Origin of the sequence: Pseudomonas sp. MF6751, from assembly GCF_016613265.1 — a bacterium.
Classification (GTDB): domain Bacteria; phylum Pseudomonadota; class Gammaproteobacteria; order Pseudomonadales; family Pseudomonadaceae; genus Aquipseudomonas; species Aquipseudomonas fluorescens_BV.
Window position 1 is genome coordinate 164,462 of the sequence record NZ_JAENSV010000007.1, and the last position, 18,065, is coordinate 182,526.

19 protein-coding genes and 1 riboswitch are annotated in these 18,065 nt (G+C 61.7%); of the genes, 5 read left to right on the forward strand and 14 right to left on the reverse strand.

Going from position 1 to position 18,065, the window contains the following annotated elements:
• Positions 1–2: 2 nt before the first annotated feature.
• The 9 genes from cobC to cobO all read right to left on the reverse strand — a co-directional run bounded on the left by cobC (position 3) and on the right by cobO (position 8,251).
• Positions 3–578 carry an alpha-ribazole phosphatase family protein gene (gene cobC, locus JJD66_RS09135; RefSeq protein ID WP_198716380.1) on the reverse strand — a complete coding sequence of 192 codons (576 nt, stop codon included), beginning with the start codon at positions 576–578 and terminating at the stop codon, positions 3–5.
• Positions 575–1,630 (reverse strand): nicotinate-nucleotide--dimethylbenzimidazole phosphoribosyltransferase, encoded by a 1,056-nt coding sequence (gene cobT / locus JJD66_RS09140; RefSeq protein WP_200647990.1) that lies wholly within the window; start codon positions 1,628–1,630, stop codon positions 575–577. Before cobT ends, cobC begins: the two co-directional genes overlap by 4 nt.
• Positions 1,627–2,148, reverse strand: coding sequence for a bifunctional adenosylcobinamide kinase/adenosylcobinamide-phosphate guanylyltransferase (gene cobU / locus JJD66_RS09145; protein ID WP_200647991.1), 522 nt, complete (start codon positions 2,146–2,148; stop codon positions 1,627–1,629). Before cobU ends, cobT begins: the two co-directional genes overlap by 4 nt.
• A gap of 130 nt (positions 2,149–2,278) precedes the next feature.
• Complete coding sequence (locus JJD66_RS09150) at positions 2,279–3,730, reverse strand: cobyric acid synthase (RefSeq protein WP_200647992.1); 1,452 nt, start codon at positions 3,728–3,730, stop codon at positions 2,279–2,281.
• Positions 3,727–4,716, reverse strand: coding sequence for a threonine-phosphate decarboxylase CobD (gene cobD, locus JJD66_RS09155; protein WP_200647993.1), 990 nt, complete (start codon positions 4,714–4,716; stop codon positions 3,727–3,729). The genes JJD66_RS09150 and cobD overlap by 4 nt, the downstream gene beginning before the upstream one ends.
• The gene (gene cbiB / locus JJD66_RS09160; protein ID WP_200647994.1) at positions 4,709–5,617 is read right to left on the reverse strand and encodes an adenosylcobinamide-phosphate synthase CbiB; all 909 of its coding nucleotides are present in this window, start codon (positions 5,615–5,617) and stop codon (positions 4,709–4,711) included. The genes cobD and cbiB overlap by 8 nt, the downstream gene beginning before the upstream one ends.
• Positions 5,614–6,264: a 5,6-dimethylbenzimidazole synthase gene (gene bluB, locus JJD66_RS09165; protein ID WP_054899035.1), complete on the reverse strand. Its 651-nt coding sequence runs from the start codon at positions 6,262–6,264 to the stop codon at positions 5,614–5,616. Before bluB ends, cbiB begins: the two co-directional genes overlap by 4 nt.
• Positions 6,261–7,643, reverse strand: coding sequence for a cobyrinate a,c-diamide synthase (locus JJD66_RS09170; protein WP_200647995.1), 1,383 nt, complete (start codon positions 7,641–7,643; stop codon positions 6,261–6,263). Before JJD66_RS09170 ends, bluB begins: the two co-directional genes overlap by 4 nt.
• Positions 7,640–8,251: a cob(I)yrinic acid a,c-diamide adenosyltransferase gene (cobO, locus tag JJD66_RS09175; protein WP_034128326.1), complete on the reverse strand. Its 612-nt coding sequence runs from the start codon at positions 8,249–8,251 to the stop codon at positions 7,640–7,642. Before cobO ends, JJD66_RS09170 begins: the two co-directional genes overlap by 4 nt.
• A gap of 79 nt (positions 8,252–8,330) precedes the next feature.
• A riboswitch (cobalamin riboswitch) is annotated at positions 8,331–8,577 on the reverse strand.
• 99 nt (positions 8,578–8,676) lie between these two features.
• On the opposite strand from cobO, the gene JJD66_RS09180 reads away from it, so the two are divergent.
• A complete protein-coding gene (locus JJD66_RS09180) occupies positions 8,677–9,990 on the forward strand; it encodes a PQQ-dependent sugar dehydrogenase (protein ID WP_200647996.1) in 1,314 nt (437 codons plus the stop codon).
• Positions 9,991–10,113: 123 nt separating this feature from the next.
• Here JJD66_RS09180 and JJD66_RS09185 read toward each other — a convergent pair whose 3' ends face one another.
• The 5 genes from JJD66_RS09185 to JJD66_RS09205 all read right to left on the reverse strand — a co-directional run bounded on the left by JJD66_RS09185 (position 10,114) and on the right by JJD66_RS09205 (position 14,715).
• The gene (locus JJD66_RS09185; protein ID WP_003193049.1) at positions 10,114–10,653 is read right to left on the reverse strand and encodes a C40 family peptidase; all 540 of its coding nucleotides are present in this window, start codon (positions 10,651–10,653) and stop codon (positions 10,114–10,116) included.
• Between the two features lie 144 nt (positions 10,654–10,797).
• The gene (locus tag JJD66_RS09190) at positions 10,798–11,427 is read right to left on the reverse strand and encodes a C40 family peptidase (protein WP_003193051.1); all 630 of its coding nucleotides are present in this window, start codon (positions 11,425–11,427) and stop codon (positions 10,798–10,800) included.
• Positions 11,428–11,636: 209 nt separating this feature from the next.
• Positions 11,637–12,341, reverse strand: a complete 705-nt coding sequence (gene hda / locus JJD66_RS09195; protein WP_014719395.1) for a DnaA regulatory inactivator Hda — start codon at positions 12,339–12,341, stop codon at positions 11,637–11,639.
• 204 nt (positions 12,342–12,545) lie between these two features.
• The gene (locus tag JJD66_RS09200; RefSeq protein ID WP_003193054.1) at positions 12,546–13,619 is read right to left on the reverse strand and encodes an AI-2E family transporter; all 1,074 of its coding nucleotides are present in this window, start codon (positions 13,617–13,619) and stop codon (positions 12,546–12,548) included.
• 55 nt (positions 13,620–13,674) lie between these two features.
• The gene (locus tag JJD66_RS09205; protein ID WP_070415432.1) at positions 13,675–14,715 is read right to left on the reverse strand and encodes a DUF2066 domain-containing protein; all 1,041 of its coding nucleotides are present in this window, start codon (positions 14,713–14,715) and stop codon (positions 13,675–13,677) included.
• A 341-nt stretch (positions 14,716–15,056) separates the two neighbouring features.
• Between JJD66_RS09205 and purM the strand changes: the two genes are divergently transcribed.
• The 4 genes from purM to JJD66_RS09225 all read left to right on the forward strand — a co-directional run bounded on the left by purM (position 15,057) and on the right by JJD66_RS09225 (position 17,982).
• Complete coding sequence (gene purM / locus JJD66_RS09210; protein ID WP_014719398.1) at positions 15,057–16,115, forward strand: phosphoribosylformylglycinamidine cyclo-ligase; 1,059 nt, start codon at positions 15,057–15,059, stop codon at positions 16,113–16,115.
• Positions 16,115–16,765, forward strand: a complete 651-nt coding sequence (gene purN, locus JJD66_RS09215) for a phosphoribosylglycinamide formyltransferase (protein WP_105227660.1) — start codon at positions 16,115–16,117, stop codon at positions 16,763–16,765. Before purM ends, purN begins: the two co-directional genes overlap by 1 nt.
• Positions 16,766–16,773: 8 nt before the next feature.
• Complete coding sequence (locus JJD66_RS09220; RefSeq protein WP_014719399.1) at positions 16,774–17,487, forward strand: DUF3108 domain-containing protein; 714 nt, start codon at positions 16,774–16,776, stop codon at positions 17,485–17,487.
• A gap of 306 nt (positions 17,488–17,793) precedes the next feature.
• A complete protein-coding gene (locus tag JJD66_RS09225; protein WP_034128323.1) occupies positions 17,794–17,982 on the forward strand; it encodes a hypothetical protein in 189 nt (62 codons plus the stop codon).
• The last annotated feature ends 83 nt before the right edge of the window (positions 17,983–18,065 follow it).

Below are 18,065 nucleotides of genomic sequence, written 5' to 3' on the forward strand. Positions count from 1 at the left end.
CGTCAGCGCCCTTCCTTCAACACGCCATCGGCCTCAACCTGCAGGCCGAACAAGGCGCCGTGACCAACTTCGACATTCAGCAGTTGCTCACGGGGCAACCCTCGCGCCTGGGCCAGCAGCAGGCGCATCACACCGCCATGACTGATCAATAGCACCCGCTGACCAGCATAGGCCTGATGCAACCGGGCGATAGCGCCAAGCACCCGCCCGGAAAACTGGATGACAGGCTCACCCTCCGGCGGCGTGAAGTCATAGGGGTTGGCCCAGAACAAGCCCAGCCCTTCGGCATCGGTATCCATCAACGCGGCCGCACTCTGCCCTTCCCAGGCGCCGAAGTGCAGCTCCTGCAAGTCAGGCTCCAGACTCACCGGCAAATCAAGTTGCGTCCCCAGCTCCTGGGCGAACAGAGCGCAGCGTTGCAGCGGCGAGCTGATCAGCCGATCCCACGGCCCTTGCCCCACCACTGCGTCGCGCATCTGCTGCCAGCCGTTGGCGGTCAGCGCATCGTCCAGGCTGCCACGCAGGCCGCCGCCCAGCTCGGTTTCGCCGTGGCGCAGCAGGTCCAGGCGCAAGGTCATGCGGGGCGGTCCGCCACGGCGGCTTCGGCGAAGGTCGCCATCTGCCCGTGCAGCGCACACGCCAGGCGCAACAAGGGCACCGCTAACGCCGCGCCGCTGCCTTCGCCCAGGCGCAGGCCCAGTTCCAGCAACGGTTGCGCATCGAGGCTGTGCAGCACATGGCGATGACCCGGCTCGGCACCCCGATGGCCGAACACCAGCCATTCGCGGCATGCCGGGTTCAAGCGCACCGCCACCAGCGCGGCCACGCTGCAGATGAACCCATCCACCAGCACCACGATGCCTTCCTGGGCGCAGGCCAAGTAAGCACCGACCAGCGCGGCTATTTCAAAACCGCCGAGATTGAACAGGGTTTGCAATGCATCGCCGCGCTGACCGGCGTGCAACGCCAAGGCGCGCTCGATAACCGCGACCTTATGGCTGACCCCTGCGGCGTTCAAACCGGTACCAGGGCCTGCAAGGTCAGTGACTTGGCAATCCAGCAATGCGCAGGCCAAGGCACTGGCCGCGGTGGTGTTGCCGATGCCCATCTCGCCGCCGATAAACAGCTGTGCCCCGCTTTGCAGGGCGCGGTGTGCGCTGTCTCGCCCGGCTTGCAGGGCCAACTGGCCCTGGGCCTGGGTCATCGCCGGGGCATGGACAAAATTGGCCGTGCCCGCACCGATATTCAGGTGACGAACGCCAGGCAAAGCCAGGGAAGGCGTGACCGTGCCAAGATCAACCACTTCCAATTGCGCTTCCAGTTGCCGCGCCAACACGCTGATTGCCGCACCACCGGTGACGAAGTTTTGCAGCATCTGCCCGGTGACCTCCTGGGGAAACGCCGACACACCTTCAGCGACCACACCGTGATCGCCGGCAAAAATCGCGATCCACAGGTGATCAACCGACGGTTTGACCTGGCCCTGCAAACCCGCCAACCGCACCGCCAGGGCCTCCAACTGGCCGAGGGAGCCAGCGGGCTTGGTCAACTGCTGCTGACGCGCCAGCGCCTGTTCGTGGGCTGTGGCATTCACCGCCTTACAGGGGTTGAGCCACCAGGAATCGGTCATAACGCAGTACCTTTCAAAGTCAGGGGCAAGCCGGCGACCGTCAGCACAACGCGCTGACATTGCTCGGCCAAGGCTTGATGCAGCCAACCGGCTTCATCCACATAACGGCGAGTCAATTCGCCCAGCGGCACGACACCCAGACCGGTCTCGTTGCTGACAAAAATGATTTCCCCCGGCAGCGAGGCCAGGGTTTGCAACAGTTGATCACGCTCGCACGCAAGGCGCGCCGGGTCTTCGAGCATCAGAAGATTGGTGAGCCATAAGGTCAGGCAATCCACCAGCAGGCAGCGATCAGTGGCGGCGTTCTCGCGCAGCACGCGCGACAGCTCGATGGGCTCCTCAACCAGGCCCCAATGGCCGGGGCGACGCTGGCGGTGCAAAGTGACACGCTTGTTCATCTCACCGTCGAGCGGCTGGCTGGTTGCGATATAAATGACGGCAAGCCCGCTCTCTGCGGCAAGCTTTTCGGCCAGGCGGCTCTTGCCCGAACGGGCGCCGCCGAGGATCAATTGATACATGCAAAGGCCCCTGAGAAACAATGTGGGAGCGGGTTTGCTCGCCAATAGGGTGTATCAGTGAATGCACCTATGGCTGACCCACCGCATTCGCGAGCAAGCCCGCTCCCACAATCGGATCGTGTGAACACCGTCAGATCCCACATAGCTTGCGCAACAAATCGGTGTCCAAGTGGTGCTCCACCAAGTCCGCCAACCGCTCGATATCGCGCTCGCGCAAGCGGTGATAATCCACCTCTTGCACATCCTGCAACCCGGCCCAACGCAGCAACGCGCTGCACGCTGCCGGGGTCTCGAACAGGCCGTGCAGGTAGGTGCCTAGAATTTGCCCATCGGGGCTCTGCGCGCCATCGCTGCGACCATCGTCCAGCAGGACCGCAGCGCTTGCCAAGGCAGCGCCGCAGGTCACCCCCGCATGGATTTCATAACCGCTGACGTCGGCATCTTCCAATACCAGACGCCCACGCACATTGCGCAGTTGTTTCTCTTGTTCCAGGGTGGTGCTGAACGCCAGCAACCCAAGGCCATCACTGGAACCGGCCAGCCCTTCCAGGCCCAACGGGTCGTGGACTTGCTCGCCGAGCATCTGCAACCCGCCGCAGATCCCCAGTACCTTGCCGCCATAACGCAGATGCCGCGCCACGGCAGTATCCCAGCCGTTGGCACGCAGATAGGCCAGGTCACTGCGCACGCTTTTCGAGCCCGGCAAGATGATCAGGTCAGCGGCAGGTATCGCCTGGCCCGGCCCGACGAACTGCAAGTCCACCTGGGGGTGCAAGCGCAGCGGGTCGAAGTCGGTATGGTTGCTGATGCGCGGCAGCACCGGCACCACCACCTTGAGCACCTGGGCGGCCTTGTCGATCTGGCGCTGGTCGATGCCGTCTTCCGCTTCCAGGTGCAGGTCCATCACGTAGGGCAGCACGCCGACTACCGGTTTGCCGGTGCGCGCTTCGAGCCAGTCCAGGCCTGGTTGCAGCAACGCGATATCGCCGCGAAAACGGTTGATGATGAAGCCCTTGACCCGCACCTGTTCACTGGGCGACAGCAGCTCCAGGGTGCCAACCAGATGGGCAAACACGCCGCCGCGGTTGATGTCCGCGATCAACAGCACCGGGCAGTCCACCGCTTCGGCGAAGCCCATGTTGGCGATGTCATTGGCGCGCAAATTGATCTCGGCCGGTGAGCCCGCGCCTTCGACGATCACCACCGGGTAGGCCTGGCTCAAACGCGTGTGGGAGGCCAGCACCGCTTGCATCGCAATGGCTTTGTAGTCGTGATAGGCCACGGCATTCATGCTGGTGACAGCACGGCCATGGATGATCACTTGGGAGCCAGTGTCGCTGTTGGGCTTGAGCAACACCGGGTTCATGTCGGTGTGGGGCGCCAGGTTGGCAGCCTGGGCCTGCACCGCCTGGGCGCGGCCGATCTCGCCGCCTTCGGCGGTCACCGCGCTGTTGAGCGCCATGTTCTGCGGCTTGAACGGCACCACCGCGACACCCTGGCGTACCAGCCAGCGACACAGCGCAGTCACCAGGGTGCTTTTACCGGCGTCGGAGGTGGTGCCCTGCACCATCAACGTGGTCATGTGGCGTCCTTGTAGGCGGCCAGGGCTTCATCAAGGCGCAGCCAGTCAGCTTCGGTGTCGGGCAGGCCCAAGCGCACGCTGCTGTTGTGCACAAACAGGCGCAGCAGGATGCCGCGCTGGGCCATGAACTCGTGAAGCCGTTCAGCGTGGGGGGTAATCAACCACTGGAACAATGCGCAGCCACCCTGAGGTTGAAGGCCGCGGCGCTCAAGCAACTCAAACAGACGCTGGCCGGCTGCGATGCAACGACTGCGCTGGCGCGCATGCCCGTCGGTGTCGCGCAGGCACACTTTGCCCAGCACCCGCGTCGGCCCACTGACGGCCCAGGGCCCGACCTGTTCGGCCAACAGCTTGAGCAACTTGCGCTCGGCCAGCACAAAGCCCAGGCGCACGCCGGCCAGGCCGAAGAACTTGCCGAATGAGCGCAGCACGATCAAGCCGACCTGATCGGCATGGCTGGCCAGGCTCAAGTCCGGGGTCACGTCAATGAACGCCTCGTCCACCACCAGCCAGCCACCGCGCTGGGCCAGCCGCGCATGCCAGTCCAGCAGGCGTTGCGGGCTCAGGCTCAAGCCCGTGGGGTTGTTGGGGTTGACCACCACCAGCACGTCGAGGCTGTCGAGAAAGAAGTCGACTTCCTGCTCCTGCACTTCGCGCACCACATAACCGGCGCGGCGCCAGGCTTCGGCGTGCTCGGCGTAACAGGGCGAAAGCACGCCGACCTTACCGGAACGACGCAGGCGCGGCAGCAGTTGAATCGCTGCCTGGGAGCCCGGCACCGGCAGCAACGGGCCGGCACCGTAATACTCGCTGGCAGCCTTCTCCAAGCCGTCATCGGTTTCCGGCAAGCGCGCCCAGGCACGCAAGGGAATCTCGGGAATCGGCCACGGCCAGGGCGCCAGGCCGCTGGACAGGTCGAGCCAATCCGCTTCGGCAATGCCGTACTCAATCGCGGCCTTACGCAGCCGACCACCATGTTCAAGCATAGATTTGCGCCCCCACGCACAGGACCAGCAGCCACAGCCATACGCCGTGCTGCACCAGTTGCCAGCCGCGATCAATGGAATCGGCGTCGGCCGGCGGGCCTTCGCCCAATGGCGGGCGCTGATGCACCTCGCCGTGATAAATCGCCGCGCCGCCGAGCTCCACACCCAAGGCACCGGCCCCCGCCGCCATCACCGGGCCGGCGTTGGGGCTGTCCCAGGTAGGCCCCTGGGTGCGCCAGCATTTGAGCGCCAGGCGGGTTTTACCCAATAGCGCGTAGGTTAAAGCCACCAAGCGCGCAGGAATATAGTTGAGCACATCATCGATCCTGGCGGCTGCCCAGCCGAAGCGCTCAAAGCGCTCATTGCGATAGCCCCACATGGCGTCCAGGGTGTTGCTCAGACGATAGAGCACCACGCCCGGCACACCCGCCACCACGAACCAGAACACCGCGGCGAATACCGCATCGCTGCCGTTCTCCAGCACCGATTCGGTGGCTGCGCGCGCGACTTCCGTGTGGTCCAGTTCGCTGGTCTGGCGGCTGACCAGGTAACTCACACGTGTACGCGCTTCGTCCAGGTCGTCACTGCGCAGGGCCTGGGCCACCGGCATCACGTGCTCGCCCAGGCTGCGCATGCCCAAGGCGCAGTACAGCGCCAGGATCTCCAGCAGCCAGCCGATATAAGGCGCCCACGACAACGCCGTGGCCAGCAGGGTCAGCGGCACCACCGCGATAAACCACGCGGTCACACCATGGCTGCGCCAGCCACGCCCGCCAGTATTGAAACGTTGCTCGATGCGCCCGGCGAAATTGCCGAACGCCACTAGCGGATGCCAGCGCCTGGGCTCACCCAGCAGCGCATCCAGCGCCACCGCAGCGACACACAGCAAGGCCACACTCATTGACTCACTCCCCACTTGTTTTCATACAGCATGTCACTTAGCGGTCGCGGCTCGGCCCAGCCCTCGAGCTGCAACATCGGTGCTGGGTAAAACTCTGCCACCGGGCCCAGGCACAACACTGCCAGGGGCTTTGCGCCGGGTGGCAAACCCAGCAACTCGGCCAGGGCCTGGGGGTCGAACAGCGAAACCCAGCCCATGCCCAACCCTTCCACGCGCGCCGCCAGCCACAGGTTCTGGATGGCGCAGGAGAGCGAGGCCATGTCCATTTCCGGCAAGGTGCGGCGCCCGAAAATGTGGCGCTCACGATCGTCCATCAAGGCGGCGACCAGTACCTCGGCGCAGTCGTTGATGCCTTCGACCTTGAGCTTCATGAACGCATCGGAGCGCTCGCCCAATGCTTCAGCGGTGCGCACGCGCTCTTCTTCCACCAACTGTTGAATCTGGCTGCGCAACGAACGGTCGCTGATGCGGATAAAACGCCACGGCTGCATCAGGCCGACACTGGGCGCCTGGTGCGCGGCGTGGAGCAGGCGTTGCAGCAGCTCAGGCGCGACGCTGCCACCGCGGAAGTGGCGCATGTCGCGGCGTTCGGCGATGGCGCGATAGACGGCCTCGCGATCGGCTTGGGGGAAAGCGTTGTCAGTCATGGCCTCTTCGCGAGCAAGCCCGCTCCCACATTTGGAATGCATTCCCCTGTGGGAGCTGGCTTGCCTGCGATAGCTGTCTCAAGGTCAGGCGCAAACAACGCGGCCACCGCGCCAGGATTCGACGGAAAATAAAAGTGCACATAGGACGCCGTCATCCGCCCCTGTCGATAGACCGCTTCGGCACCGCGCCCGCCGTTAGGGCTAAGCCCACGGGCAATCGGCGCCCATTCGGTACTGGTCAGGGAATGATGATAGGTATGCCCACGCAAGGTCCCCTCCGGCAGCTCGACACTTTGCAGCGCCAGGGCCGCGAGTTTCTTTTGCATCACCGCATCGCCTTGCAACAAGCCAACCAGTTCGGCGCGTGTACCGTCCACATCGGTCAAGGAGTCGAGCAGATAGAGCATGCCGCCACATTCAGCGAGCAGTGGCTTGCCAGCGGCGTGATGAGCACGAATGGCGTCCAGCATCGAGGTATTGGCCGACAATGCCTGGTGGTGCAGTTCCGGATAGCCGCCGGGCAAATAGAGGCTGTCAGCTTGAGGCAATTGGCGATCATGGATCGGTGAGAAGAACTTCAACTCGGCGCCCATCGCCCGCAGCAAATCCAGGCTGGCACCGTAGGTAAAGGCAAAGGCTTCGTCACGGGCCACGGCAATCCGCACACCGGCCAGCAAGGGCTCGGCCTCCATCACTTGCGGCGCGGCAAAGGTCACCGGCGGCGGCAGAGCCACTTCGCAACTGCTGCCCAACGCCTGGGCGGCGGCATCCAGGCGTATATCAAGGTCATTCAGTTCGCTGGCTTGCACCAGGCCCAGGTGGCGGCTGGGCAGTTCGATGCCAGTCTCACGGGATAACGCGCCGTACCAACGCAAGCCCTCGGTGAGGCTGCCTTCAAGCAATTGCGCATGGCGCAGGGTGCCGACGCGATTGGCCAGCACGCCGGCGAACGGCAGGTCGGGCTGATAGCGCGCCAGCCCCAAGGCCAGGGCGCCGAACGTCTGGGCCATGGCGGTGCCATCGATCACGCCCAGCACCGGTACACCGAAGTGCCGCGCCAGGTCAGCGCTCGAAGGCGTGCCGTCGAACAGGCCCATGACGCCTTCGATGAGAATCAGGTCAGCTTCCCCCGCTGCCTCCCAGAGCAGGCGGCGGCTTTCCTGCTCGCCCACCATCCACATGTCCAACTGGTACACCGGCGCGCCACTGGCACGCTCGTGGATCATCGGGTCGAGAAAGTCCGGCCCGCATTTGAACACGCGCACCTTGCGCCCCAGGTTGCGGTGCAAACGGGCCAGCGCGGCGGTGACCGTGGTTTTGCCCTGGCCAGACGCCGGAGCGGCGATCAATACGGCCGGGCAATGACGGGGCTGATTCAAAGTTCGACGCCTTTCTGTGCCTTGATACCGGCCTGGAACGCGTGCTTGAGCATGCCCATTTCGGTGACGGTGTCGCCCATTTCGATCAGCTCAGGCTTGGCGCCACGGCCGGTGACCACCACATGCTGCATGGGCGGGCGCGCTTGCAGATCGCTGAGTACCTGGTCCAGGTCAAGGTAACCGTGCTTGAGGGCGATGTTCAGTTCGTCCAGCACCACCAAGCCGATAGAGGGGTCATTCAACATGGCCCGGGACACCGCCCAAGCCGCTTCGGCAGCGGCGATATCGCGCTGGCGATCCTGGGTTTCCCAGGTGAAGCCTTCGCCCATCACATGAAAGTGCACCTGCTCGGGAAAGCGGCGGAAAAACAATTCTTCGCCGGTGCTGTTACGCCCCTTGATGAACTGCACCACACCGCATTGCATGCCATGCCCCATGGCCCGAGCCAACATGCCGAACGCCGAACTGCTCTTGCCTTTGCCGTTGCCGGTCAGCACCAGCAGCAGGCCGCACTCGTTGGGGGAATTGGCGATGCGCTCGTCAATCACGGCTTTTTTGCGCAGCATGCGCGCCAGGTGGCGTTCGTCGCGGTCGGGGGAATCAGTCATGGCAGCGCTCCGTTGGGGCTGGACAAAAACGGCGGGCAGGAAAAAGAAAAAACAGACAGCCAAGCATCGCCCACCGTGATGCTGTTGGATGATCCAGGCCGGTCTCCGGGCTCATGAGTGGCGCTTTTGATAGCAAGCAGCCGAGGGGGCGCCTTCCCATATCGCACGCGATACAGTGGCAAACAGCACCGTCTTGACTCATTTACCGTTGCGGGGGCAGCGCCGGAATCGCGGCGGCACTGTGTACAAGTGCGCTCACTCACCGGCTTCCCTGTTTCACTCTGTCGACGCGCGCGCCACAGAGCACCTGGAACAAGCCGCGAAGGTTAGTGGGTTGGGGGTGGAGCGTCAATTAAAGCTGGCCTTGTACTTGAACCATCTGCCGTTCGTGCTTCTCTACCCCTACAGGTATCAAGGAGAAAACCATGCCTAAAACCCAACTCGCCCTACTGATCATGCTTGCAGGCAGCCTCGCGGCGTGCGGCGAAAGTTCGACCCTGCAGGTCGCCGATGGCACCGGGCCCTCGCCCAAGTTGCCGGAGCCGAACAAGACGCTGATCCCCACCGTCAATATCGCCCCGGCCATCGGCTGGCCCGAAGGCGCCAAGCCCATCGCCGCCGCCGGTACCCAAGTGGCCGCGTTCGCCGAAGGCCTGGATCATCCGCGCTGGCTCTACGTGCTGCCCAACGGCGACGTGCTGGTGGCCGAGACCAATGCACCGCCCAAGCCGGACGATGCCAAAGGCGTACGTGGCTGGGTGATGGAAAAAGTCATGGACCGTGCCGGTGCCGGGGTGCCGAGCCCGAACCGTATTACCTTGCTGCGCGATGCCGACCATGACGGTGTAGCAGAAACTCGCACGGTGTTCCTGGAGAACCTCAATTCGCCGTTTGGCATGACCTTGGTAGGCAACGACCTGTATGTGGCCGATTCGGATAAATTGCTGCGCTTCCCCTATCAGCCAGGTGAAACAGCCATCAACTCTCCGGGCACCAAGGTGGTGGATTTACCCGGTGGCCCCCTGAACCACCACTGGACCAAAAATGTAGTGGCCAGCCAGGACGGCAGTAAGCTGTACGTGAGCGTCGGCTCCAACAGCAACGTCGGCGAAAACGGCCTGGAAGCCGAACAGGGCCGCGCCGCCATTTGGGAAGTCGACCGCGCCAGCGGCCAACACCGCATTTTTGCCTCCGGCCTGCGCAACCCCAACGGCATGGCGTGGGAGCCACAGAGCGGCAAGCTGTGGACGGCGGTCAACGAACGCGATGAGATCGGCAGTGACCTGGTGCCGGATTACATCACCTCGGTCAAGGATGGCGGCTTCTACGGCTGGCCTTTCAGTTATTACGGCCAGCATGTGGATGTGCGTGTCACCCCGCAGAACCTGGACATGGTCGCCAAGGCCATCGCTCCCGACTATGCGGTAGGCCCTCATACTGCGTCGCTGGGGCTGACCTTCGCCGAGGGCAGCAAACTGCCCGCTCCCTTCAGTAATGGCGCATTTATCGGCCAGCATGGTTCCTGGAACCGCAAGCCGCACAGTGGCTACAAGGTGATTTTCGTTCCCTTCGAAGGGGGCCAGCCGAAAGGGCAACCGGTGGATGTGCTGACGGGGTTTCTTGATAGCGATGAGAAAGCCATGGGCCGGCCGGTCGGCGTGGTGATAGATCAGCAGGGGGATTTGCTGGTGGCCGATGATGTGGGCAATAAGGTTTGGCGGGTGTCGGCTGCTAAGTAAATCGCCACACACCAATGTGGGAGCGGGCTTGCCCGCGATTACGGTGCCCCAGCCAACCAATCCTTTGACTGACACACTGTATTCGCGGGCAAGCCCGCTCCCACATTTTGGAGTTTTATTGATTCAGGGATTACGCGCCAGATTCCCTGGCAACACGCGCTTGGCACTCAGGTAGGCATTCTGCCAATACGCTTTGGATAGCGTATCCAGCTTCACCGTACCGCCGGTTTGAGGCGCGTGTACGAAGCGGCCCTCCCCCACATAGATGCCCGCATGGCTGACCCGCGAACCACCACCGGTAGCGAAGAACAGCAGGTCGCCGGTTTGCAGGTTTTGTTCGCTGACGTCCTGGGCACGCATCACGATCAATTCACGGGTGGTGCGCGGCAATGAGATGCCGGCAGCGTCGCGGAATACAAAACCGATCAGGCCACTGCAATCAAATCCCGAGTCCGGTGTGTTGCCGCCCCAGCGGTAAGGTGTGCCGACCAGGCCCAGCGCACGAAAGAGCACGTCTTCGGCAGCAGGCGAGAAATTCTGGGTGGCATAGTTGAACACCGGCTTAGGCTTGACCGCGACGGGCGCGGGCGGCGGTGTACGACTGGCGCAGGCGCTGAGCAGCGCGGCGCAAACAATAAGCATCAGGCGGGCCGAGGTCGACATGTGCAGAACAATCCTGGTCTGGATGCGGCTTTCGCTGCCGAACGTTGAAAACCAGAACGCGCAAGCAAAGCTCGCGCGAACGGATGACAACAATGTCCAGGGATTCTAGCGCTTACACGTCAAACTTCAAGTATCACTTTAACTTTACTTACTAGCGGTAACCGTAGTCGGAGCCATGGCGAGTGCACGCTTGGCTTCGATGAAGGTTTTGCTCCAGTAGCTGTCACCCAGGTTATCGACCCGAACACCACCACTGCGGCGGCTGCTGGAATGGATAAATTGGTTATCGCCCAGGTAGATACCGGCGTGACTGACACGACCGCGGCCACTGGTACTAAAGAAAAGCAGATCACCGGGCTTGAGGTTGTTGCGTGCGACCAACGGTGCATTCACGTTGATCATCTCGCGTGTAGAGCGCGGCAGATTCATGCCGGCTTCTTCACGAAACAGGTAACCAATGAAACCACTGCAATCAAAACCGGCTTCCGAGGTGCCGCCGAAACGGTAACGGGTACCGATCAAGGACATGCCGCGCTCAAGGATGCTGTCGGCCAGAAGAGGCAGTTGGTAAGGCTTGCTGTCAGAGAACTCGGCGAGTTCTTTTTCGGTTGCCACCTCTTCTTCATAAACAGAAGCAGACTGTGCAGCAACGAACTTTGCCTGATTTTGAACCTGTGGTTTTTGCTGTTCTGCCACCTGCTGAGGGTGGGAGGCGCAACCAAACAACAGGGTAACGAGTGCGAGAGGCACGAGGGGTGCGAAGCGATTTAGCATGGGCACGACCGTGGCTGATGTGTAAAGAAGCCGAGACTATGCCCTCTATCACATCGATTTGCAAATTCAATCGTGATCTATGTGACTTATCGTTTCGACTATGCCATCTAAGCCGTGATTCCATTTATCGCTTCAGTTGCGTAGCCCTTCGGGCTCAAACGCAGGTTTTCTGACGCCTTGAAAATGCCGACACACGGAAAATCAAGACCTTACCAGCCCAAAGTTTCTTTCAGGAAAGGGATCGTCAATTTTCTTTGTGCCTGCAGGGAAGCCTGGTCGAGTTGCTCAAGCAAATCGAACAGCGCGCTCATGCTGCGGGTGCCACGGGTGAGGATAAAGTGCCCGACTTCGTCGGTCAGGTGCAGGCCACGACGGGAAGCGCGCAGTTGCAGCGCACGCAGCTTGTCCTCATCGGATAACGGACGCATCTGGAAGATCAACGCCAGGGTCAGGCGCGACTTGAGGTCTGCCAGCTTCACCGGCAGTTCACGCGGCGAGGTGGACGCGGCGATCAGCAAGCGCCGGCCGCTGTCGCGCAGGCGGTTGAACAGATGAAACAGCGCCTCTTCCCACTCCGGCTTGCCGGCCACTGCCTGCAGGTCGTCGAGACACACCAGCTCATATTGCTCAAGGTTATCGAAGATGCCGATCCCGCGGTCCATCAACTCGGCCAAGGGCAGGTAGACCGCCGGCTCGCCCGTCTGCTCGAAACGCAGGCATGCGGCCTGCAGCAGGTGGGTACGCCCCACGCCATGCTTGCCCCACAGATAGATCAGGCTTTCAGTCCACCCGGCGTCGGCTTCGCAAAGCCGCTCCACATAGCCGAGTGCAGCGGCATTGGCGCCTGGGTAGTAGTTGATAAAGGTAGCGTCATCACGCAGACGCACACCTAGGGGCAGCTGAATCGGTTTCATGCTGACTGAACGGCTCCCATCGAACCGTTAGTGGCCTCTATGTAAAGTTTGCAAAGTTTATACCCGTGACGCCGGGCGCACAATGCAGCAGACCACAAGCAAAATCAAAGGTTTGCGTTAACCCGGCGGTTTTACGCAGATTGTTTGACGCACCCGGCGCCAGAAACAACAAACCCGACCAGGGCCGGGTTTGTGACACCGCGATTACAACTCGGGCTCATCCACCCCGGTATACACGTCCGAATCCTTGTACAGGTCGTGCACATGGCGCACCAGCACCATGATCACCGCCGCCACCGGCAGCGCCAACAGGATGCCGGTAAAGCCGAACAGCTCGCCACCCGCCAAAATCGCAAAGATTACTGCCACAGGGTGCAGGCCGATCCGATCGCCCACCAGCAGTGGCGTCAGCACCATGCCTTCCAAGGCCTGGCCCACCATGAACACTGCGACAATCCCCAGCATCGGGTACAGGTCGCCGCCGAACTGGAACAGCCCGGCCACCAGCGCCGCACCGATGCCGATCACAAAGCCCATGTAGGGCACGATGGCCGCCAGGCCCGCGATCAAGCCGATCAACAGCCCCAGCTCCAGGCCGATCGCCATCAGGCCGGCAGCATAAATCACCCCCAGGGCCAGCATCACCAGCAACTGGCCACGCACGAACGCGCCCAGTACCTCATGACACTCCGCTGCCAGGGAAACAACGCGCTCTTCCCGGTCGCGGGGCAGCAGGCTGCGGATCTTGGCCATCATGATGTCCCAGTCTCGCAGCAGGTAGAACGCCACCACCGGGATCAGCACCAGGTTGGTCAACCAGCCGATCAGCGCCAGGCTCGACGCAGTCGCCTGACTGAGCACCACCGTGACGATATCGGTGGTCTTGTCCATATGCTCGCTGATAGCTGCCTTGACCTTGTCGAACTTCCAGAAGCCATCTGCCAGCCCGAACTTGGACTGGGCCCACGGCATTGCCGTGTGCTGCAACCAGTCGAGCATCTGCGGCGCCAGCTCATAGAGGCGAAACAGTTGCTTGGCCAACATCGGCACCAATATCAACACCAGCGCCGTGATGATCAACGTGAACAGCGCAAACACCGTGATCACGCCCCAGGTGCGCGACATGCCGACTTTTTCCAGGCGATCCACCACGGGATCGAACAGATAGGCGAGCAGTAGCGCCACCAGGAACGGCGTCAGGATCGAATGCAGCAAGAACACAAAAACGCACAGCAGGACAATCCCGCCAAGCCACACCCAACGACGCGTATCCGCCATAAACCACTCCATCTGTTTTTTACGCCCTTCTTCTATATAGAAGGAGGACCACTAGTTACCAACGAAAACGCAGTTGCGCCTGGGGCTCAGGTGCAACAGCCGGTTGCGTGCCATCGATCACGGCTGGCTGGGCCGGGGCTTCGCCAGCAGGAATTTCCTGCAGCTTGGCCAGGCTCAATTGGGTGCGCAATTGTTCGGCGCTGCCATTGACGCGATACACAATCCGGTTGCCATCCACCCACTGCGGCTGGCCGCCAAAGGGCTCCAGCAAACGACCCAGGGCGGCGTAGCGCTCCAGGTTCATGCCTTGCACTTCAAGCAGTTGCTCAGTGCTCACGCCCGGCTTGACCGCAAAGCGTGGCGCCAGCTTTTGGCTGACCGCCAGCAATACCGCATCGGCGAGCGCGGCAGTGTCAGCGCCTTGGGCGGTGCCCTCCTCAGCCTTGTCGCCCAGCCACAGGCGCCATTTGGCCTGCCATTGACTGCCTTCCTGGCGCGCATGCACCGCCAGCAAAGCATCGGCACCGTAACGCTCGGAGGCTGCGCGCAAAGGCGTAGCGTCCGGGCTTTCAAGATTCGGCGCGGTGGCGACTACCTGTTCATCCAGGTCTCCCAGCGGCAAGCGCAGCGGCAGACCCCGGTGTTGCGCGGCCCGGCGCAGGGCCTGGGCAACGGCCTGGCCATCGCCGACCAGGCTGCTGCCTTCAGTTGAATCGTTCAGCCACCAACCCAGGATCGACGGCCGGTTGCTGCCCCAGATCGACAGGCCGGCATCACGCAAGGCGCGGTCGGTGCTGACCGGGTCGAAGTCCACTTGCAGGCTTTCGGGCGGGCCGGCGTCGTAGCCGTACTGGCTGATGATTTGTTGCGGGTCTTTGCGGATCGCCGCCAGGCCTGGGCCATCGGCGGCCTTGGCGTCGCCGGTCAGGCGGATCACCAGGGTCTGCACGGCACGCTGGGTGGCCTGGTCGCGCTCTTGGGGCGACTGGCTGCTGACCGGTTCAAGTACTTGATAGAGGCCATTGAGGGTTTCGGCATGACTCGCCAGGCTGACCAACGACAAGCAGCCTACAAAGAAGAATTTACACAGACGCATGGAAGATTCCCGAACGACAAATTTAGCGGTTGGAACAGACCGCGTGATCTCGGCTTGGCAAGGCTGTGACACAGCGACCGGTAAAACATTCACAGGGTCCCGGTAAGTTTTCATACTGTCATAACGCTAGCGAGTTCAAGGCTATACCTTAATACGCACGATTACCGGCCCGATTTGCATTTTTTTGAACTCATATGCCCTGCCCGTCGGCCCGAGGATGGCCGCTGCCCCTCAAGCCTGATAAAATCGCGCGCCTTCGCAGACCGTCAACGGCAGGGCCCTTTCCAAAAGCCCCCGCCCGCCCGGTCGTTACCCAGAAATCCCCCCTAAAGGCCTGGATCATGAGCAAGCAACCCTCCCTGAGCTACAAGGACGCCGGTGTAGACATCGACGCCGGTGAAGCATTGGTCGAACGCATCAAGAGCGTCGCCAAGCGCACTGCGCGCCCTGAAGTCATGGGTGGCCTGGGCGGTTTTGGCGCCCTCTGCGAAATCCCGGCCGGCTACAAGCAGCCTGTACTGGTGTCCGGCACCGACGGCGTAGGCACCAAGCTGCGCCTGGCCCTGAACCTGAACAAACACGACAGCATCGGCATCGACCTGGTCGCCATGTGCGTCAACGACCTGGTGGTGTGCGGCGCCGAGCCGCTGTTCTTCCTCGACTACTACGCCACAGGCAAGCTCAATGTCGAGACCGCGACCCAGGTCGTGACCGGCATCGGCGCCGGCTGCGAACTGTCGGGTTGCTCCCTGGTCGGCGGTGAAACTGCTGAAATGCCAGGCATGTACGAAGGCGAAGACTACGACCTGGCCGGCTTCTGCGTGGGTGTGGTGGAAAAAGCCGAGATCATCGACGGCTCCAAAGTAGCTGCTGGCGACGCCCTGCTCGCCCTGCCATCGTCCGGCCCGCACTCCAACGGCTACTCGCTGATCCGCAAGATCATCGAAGTGTCCGGCGCCGACATCGAGAACATCCAGCTCGACGGCAAGCCACTCACCGACCTGCTGATGGCGCCGACCCGCATCTACGTCAAGCCACTGCTCAAGCTGATCAAGGACACCGGCGCCGTCAAGGCCATGGCCCACATCACCGGTGGCGGCCTGCTGGACAACATCCCGCGCGTCCTGCCAAAAGGTGCCCAGGCGATTGTCGACGTGGCCAGCTGGCAGCGCCCGGCAGTCTTCGATTGGCTGCAGGAAAAAGGCAACGTCAACGAAACCGAAATGCACCGCGTGCTGAACTGCGGCGTAGGCATGGTGATCTGCGTCGCGCAGGAACACGTTGAAACCGCGCTGAACGTGCTGCGTGAAGCTGGCGAACAACCTTGGGTCATTGGCCAGATCGCCACTGCTGCCGAAGGTGCAGCCCAGGTTGAACTGAAGAACCTCAAGGCTCACTGATGCCCCAGACCTGTGATGTCGTGGTGCTGCTTTCCGGCACCGGCAGTAACTTGCAGGCCCTGATCGACAGCACGCGCACCGGCAACAGCCCGGTGCGCATCGCTGCGGTGATTTCCAACCGCAGCGACGCCTACGGCCTGCAACGCGCCCGGGACGCGGGTATCGACACCCGTGCCCTGGATCACAAGGCGTTCGACGGTCGCGAGGCCTTCGACAGCGCCTTGATCGAACTGATCGACGCCTTCAACCCAAAACTTGTTGTCCTTGCCGGTTTCATGCGCATCCTCAGCGCAGATTTCGTCCGGCACTACGAAGGGCGCCTGCTCAATATCCACCCCTCCCTGCTGCCCAAGTACAAAGGCATGCACACCCACCAGCGCGCGCTCGACGCCGGCGACCGTGAACATGGCTGCAGCGTGCACTTTGTGACCGAGGAACTCGATGGCGGGCCTCTGGTCGTACAGGCAGTGGTTCCGGTAGAGTCAGGCGACTCGGCGCAGACGCTTGCGCAACGGGTTCATACCCAGGAACACAGGATTTACCCGCTGGCCGTTCGCTGGTTTGCCGAAGGACGGTTGATTCTTGGCGACCAGGGTGCATTATTGGACGGCCAGTTACTCGCGGCCAGCGGCCACTTGATTCGAACCTAGGAGATTTTATGCGTCGCGCCCTGCTTTTCGCTTTTGCGCTGTTCGCTTTGCCTGCCGTACAAGCGGCAGACCTTCACCCCTTCTCCGTCAGCTACACCGCCGACTGGAAACAACTGCCCATGAGCGGTTCGGCTGAACGCAGCCTGAGCAAGAATGGCGACGGTACCTGGACCTTGAATTTCAAGGCCTCGATGATGATTGCCAGCCTGACCGAAACCAGTGTGATCCTGTTCGACAAGGACACCCTGCAACCCAAGAGCTACAGCTTCGAACGCGGCGGCCTGGGCAAGGCGAAGAAGATCAATCTGGACTTCGACCAAAGCGCCAAGAAAGTCACCGGCTTTGAAAACAAAGACCCGGTCAATGTCACGCTCGAAAGTGGCATGCTCGACAAGTCCACCTACCAACTTGCTCTGCAACGCGATGTTGCCGCGGGCAAGAAAAGCATGAGCTACCGCGTGGTTGAGGGTACTGATACCGATACCTACGACTTCCGCGTGATCGGCTCGGAAAAGGTCCAGACCAAGGTCGGTTCGATCGACGCGATCAAGGTCGAGCGCGTGCGCGACCCGTCGCAGAGCAAGCGCATCACACAGATGTGGTTTGCCAAGGACCAGGGCGGCATTCTGGTTGCCCTGCGTCAGGTCGAGACTGACGGCAAGGAATACAACATCATGCTGCAGGATGGCACCGTTGACGGTAAGGCCGTCAAAGGCAGCTGATTGCGCTGACGTGCTGGAAAAGAGCCTCGCTGAATGCGGGGCTTTTTTTTGCCTGGGATTTTAGGGTGAGCCACTACCACTATCGCAGGGTCAACCCCGATAAACAGGCCAACCCTAACATGAAACTTTTGTCATAAATCCCCTGCAGCTGCGGCGCAATGTCGCGGTTTACGAGGCCTGCAGCATTGTTGCATTCCCCGCAATGAATTATTGCGCGCAAAATCAGTTTACTTAGCAAGCTAACAAATCATATAACAGAGGCCTGCGACGCCTTGCCGCAGATCAACCAGAGATTGGAGCAAGCAGATGACTGTAAAAGTAACTGAACGCGACGATGAACATATGTCCCACGAAGCAGTAGGCCACGGGATTCACATCTGGGATGTCCATCAGCAAGACGTATTGGTCGGGATGTTTCACAACGAGAGCGACGCCAACAATTATAAAAACGAGCTCGAAACTCTCGAATTGCAACGCCAGGCAAAAAGCTCCTGAAGCTCTGAAATCATGTTGACGCCCGGCCCACGCAGCCGGGCCGTCTACATCAAAAACCGCGCCATTCGAGCGCGGTTTTTTTG

Excerpts from the sequence above, each read along its gene's own strand:
- cobC (WP_198716380.1), bottom strand. The coding sequence starts at position 578 with ATGACCTTGCGCCTGGACCTGCTGCGCCACGGCGAAACCGAGCTGGGC.
- cobT (WP_200647990.1), bottom strand. The coding sequence starts at position 1,630 with ATGACCGATTCCTGGTGGCTCAACCCCTGTAAGGCGGTGAATGCCACA.
- cobU (WP_200647991.1), bottom strand. The coding sequence starts at position 2,148 with ATGTATCAATTGATCCTCGGCGGCGCCCGTTCGGGCAAGAGCCGCCTG.
- JJD66_RS09150 (WP_200647992.1), bottom strand. The coding sequence starts at position 3,730 with ATGACCACGTTGATGGTGCAGGGCACCACCTCCGACGCCGGTAAAAGC.
- cobD (WP_200647993.1), bottom strand. The coding sequence starts at position 4,716 with ATGCTTGAACATGGTGGTCGGCTGCGTAAGGCCGCGATTGAGTACGGC.
- cbiB (WP_200647994.1), bottom strand. The coding sequence starts at position 5,617 with ATGAGTGTGGCCTTGCTGTGTGTCGCTGCGGTGGCGCTGGATGCGCTG.
- bluB (WP_054899035.1), bottom strand. The coding sequence starts at position 6,264 with ATGACTGACAACGCTTTCCCCCAAGCCGATCGCGAGGCCGTCTATCGC.
- cobO (WP_034128326.1), bottom strand. The coding sequence starts at position 8,251 with ATGACTGATTCCCCCGACCGCGACGAACGCCACCTGGCGCGCATGCTG.
- JJD66_RS09180 (WP_200647996.1), top strand. The coding sequence starts at position 8,677 with ATGCCTAAAACCCAACTCGCCCTACTGATCATGCTTGCAGGCAGCCTC.
- JJD66_RS09185 (WP_003193049.1), bottom strand. The coding sequence starts at position 10,653 with ATGTCGACCTCGGCCCGCCTGATGCTTATTGTTTGCGCCGCGCTGCTC.
- JJD66_RS09190 (WP_003193051.1), bottom strand. The coding sequence starts at position 11,427 with ATGCTAAATCGCTTCGCACCCCTCGTGCCTCTCGCACTCGTTACCCTG.
- hda (WP_014719395.1), bottom strand. The coding sequence starts at position 12,341 with ATGAAACCGATTCAGCTGCCCCTAGGTGTGCGTCTGCGTGATGACGCT.
- JJD66_RS09200 (WP_003193054.1), bottom strand. The coding sequence starts at position 13,619 with ATGGCGGATACGCGTCGTTGGGTGTGGCTTGGCGGGATTGTCCTGCTG.
- JJD66_RS09205 (WP_070415432.1), bottom strand. The coding sequence starts at position 14,715 with ATGCGTCTGTGTAAATTCTTCTTTGTAGGCTGCTTGTCGTTGGTCAGC.
- purM (WP_014719398.1), top strand. The coding sequence starts at position 15,057 with ATGAGCAAGCAACCCTCCCTGAGCTACAAGGACGCCGGTGTAGACATC.
- purN (WP_105227660.1), top strand. The coding sequence starts at position 16,115 with ATGCCCCAGACCTGTGATGTCGTGGTGCTGCTTTCCGGCACCGGCAGT.
- JJD66_RS09220 (WP_014719399.1), top strand. The coding sequence starts at position 16,774 with ATGCGTCGCGCCCTGCTTTTCGCTTTTGCGCTGTTCGCTTTGCCTGCC.
- JJD66_RS09225 (WP_034128323.1), top strand. The coding sequence starts at position 17,794 with ATGACTGTAAAAGTAACTGAACGCGACGATGAACATATGTCCCACGAA.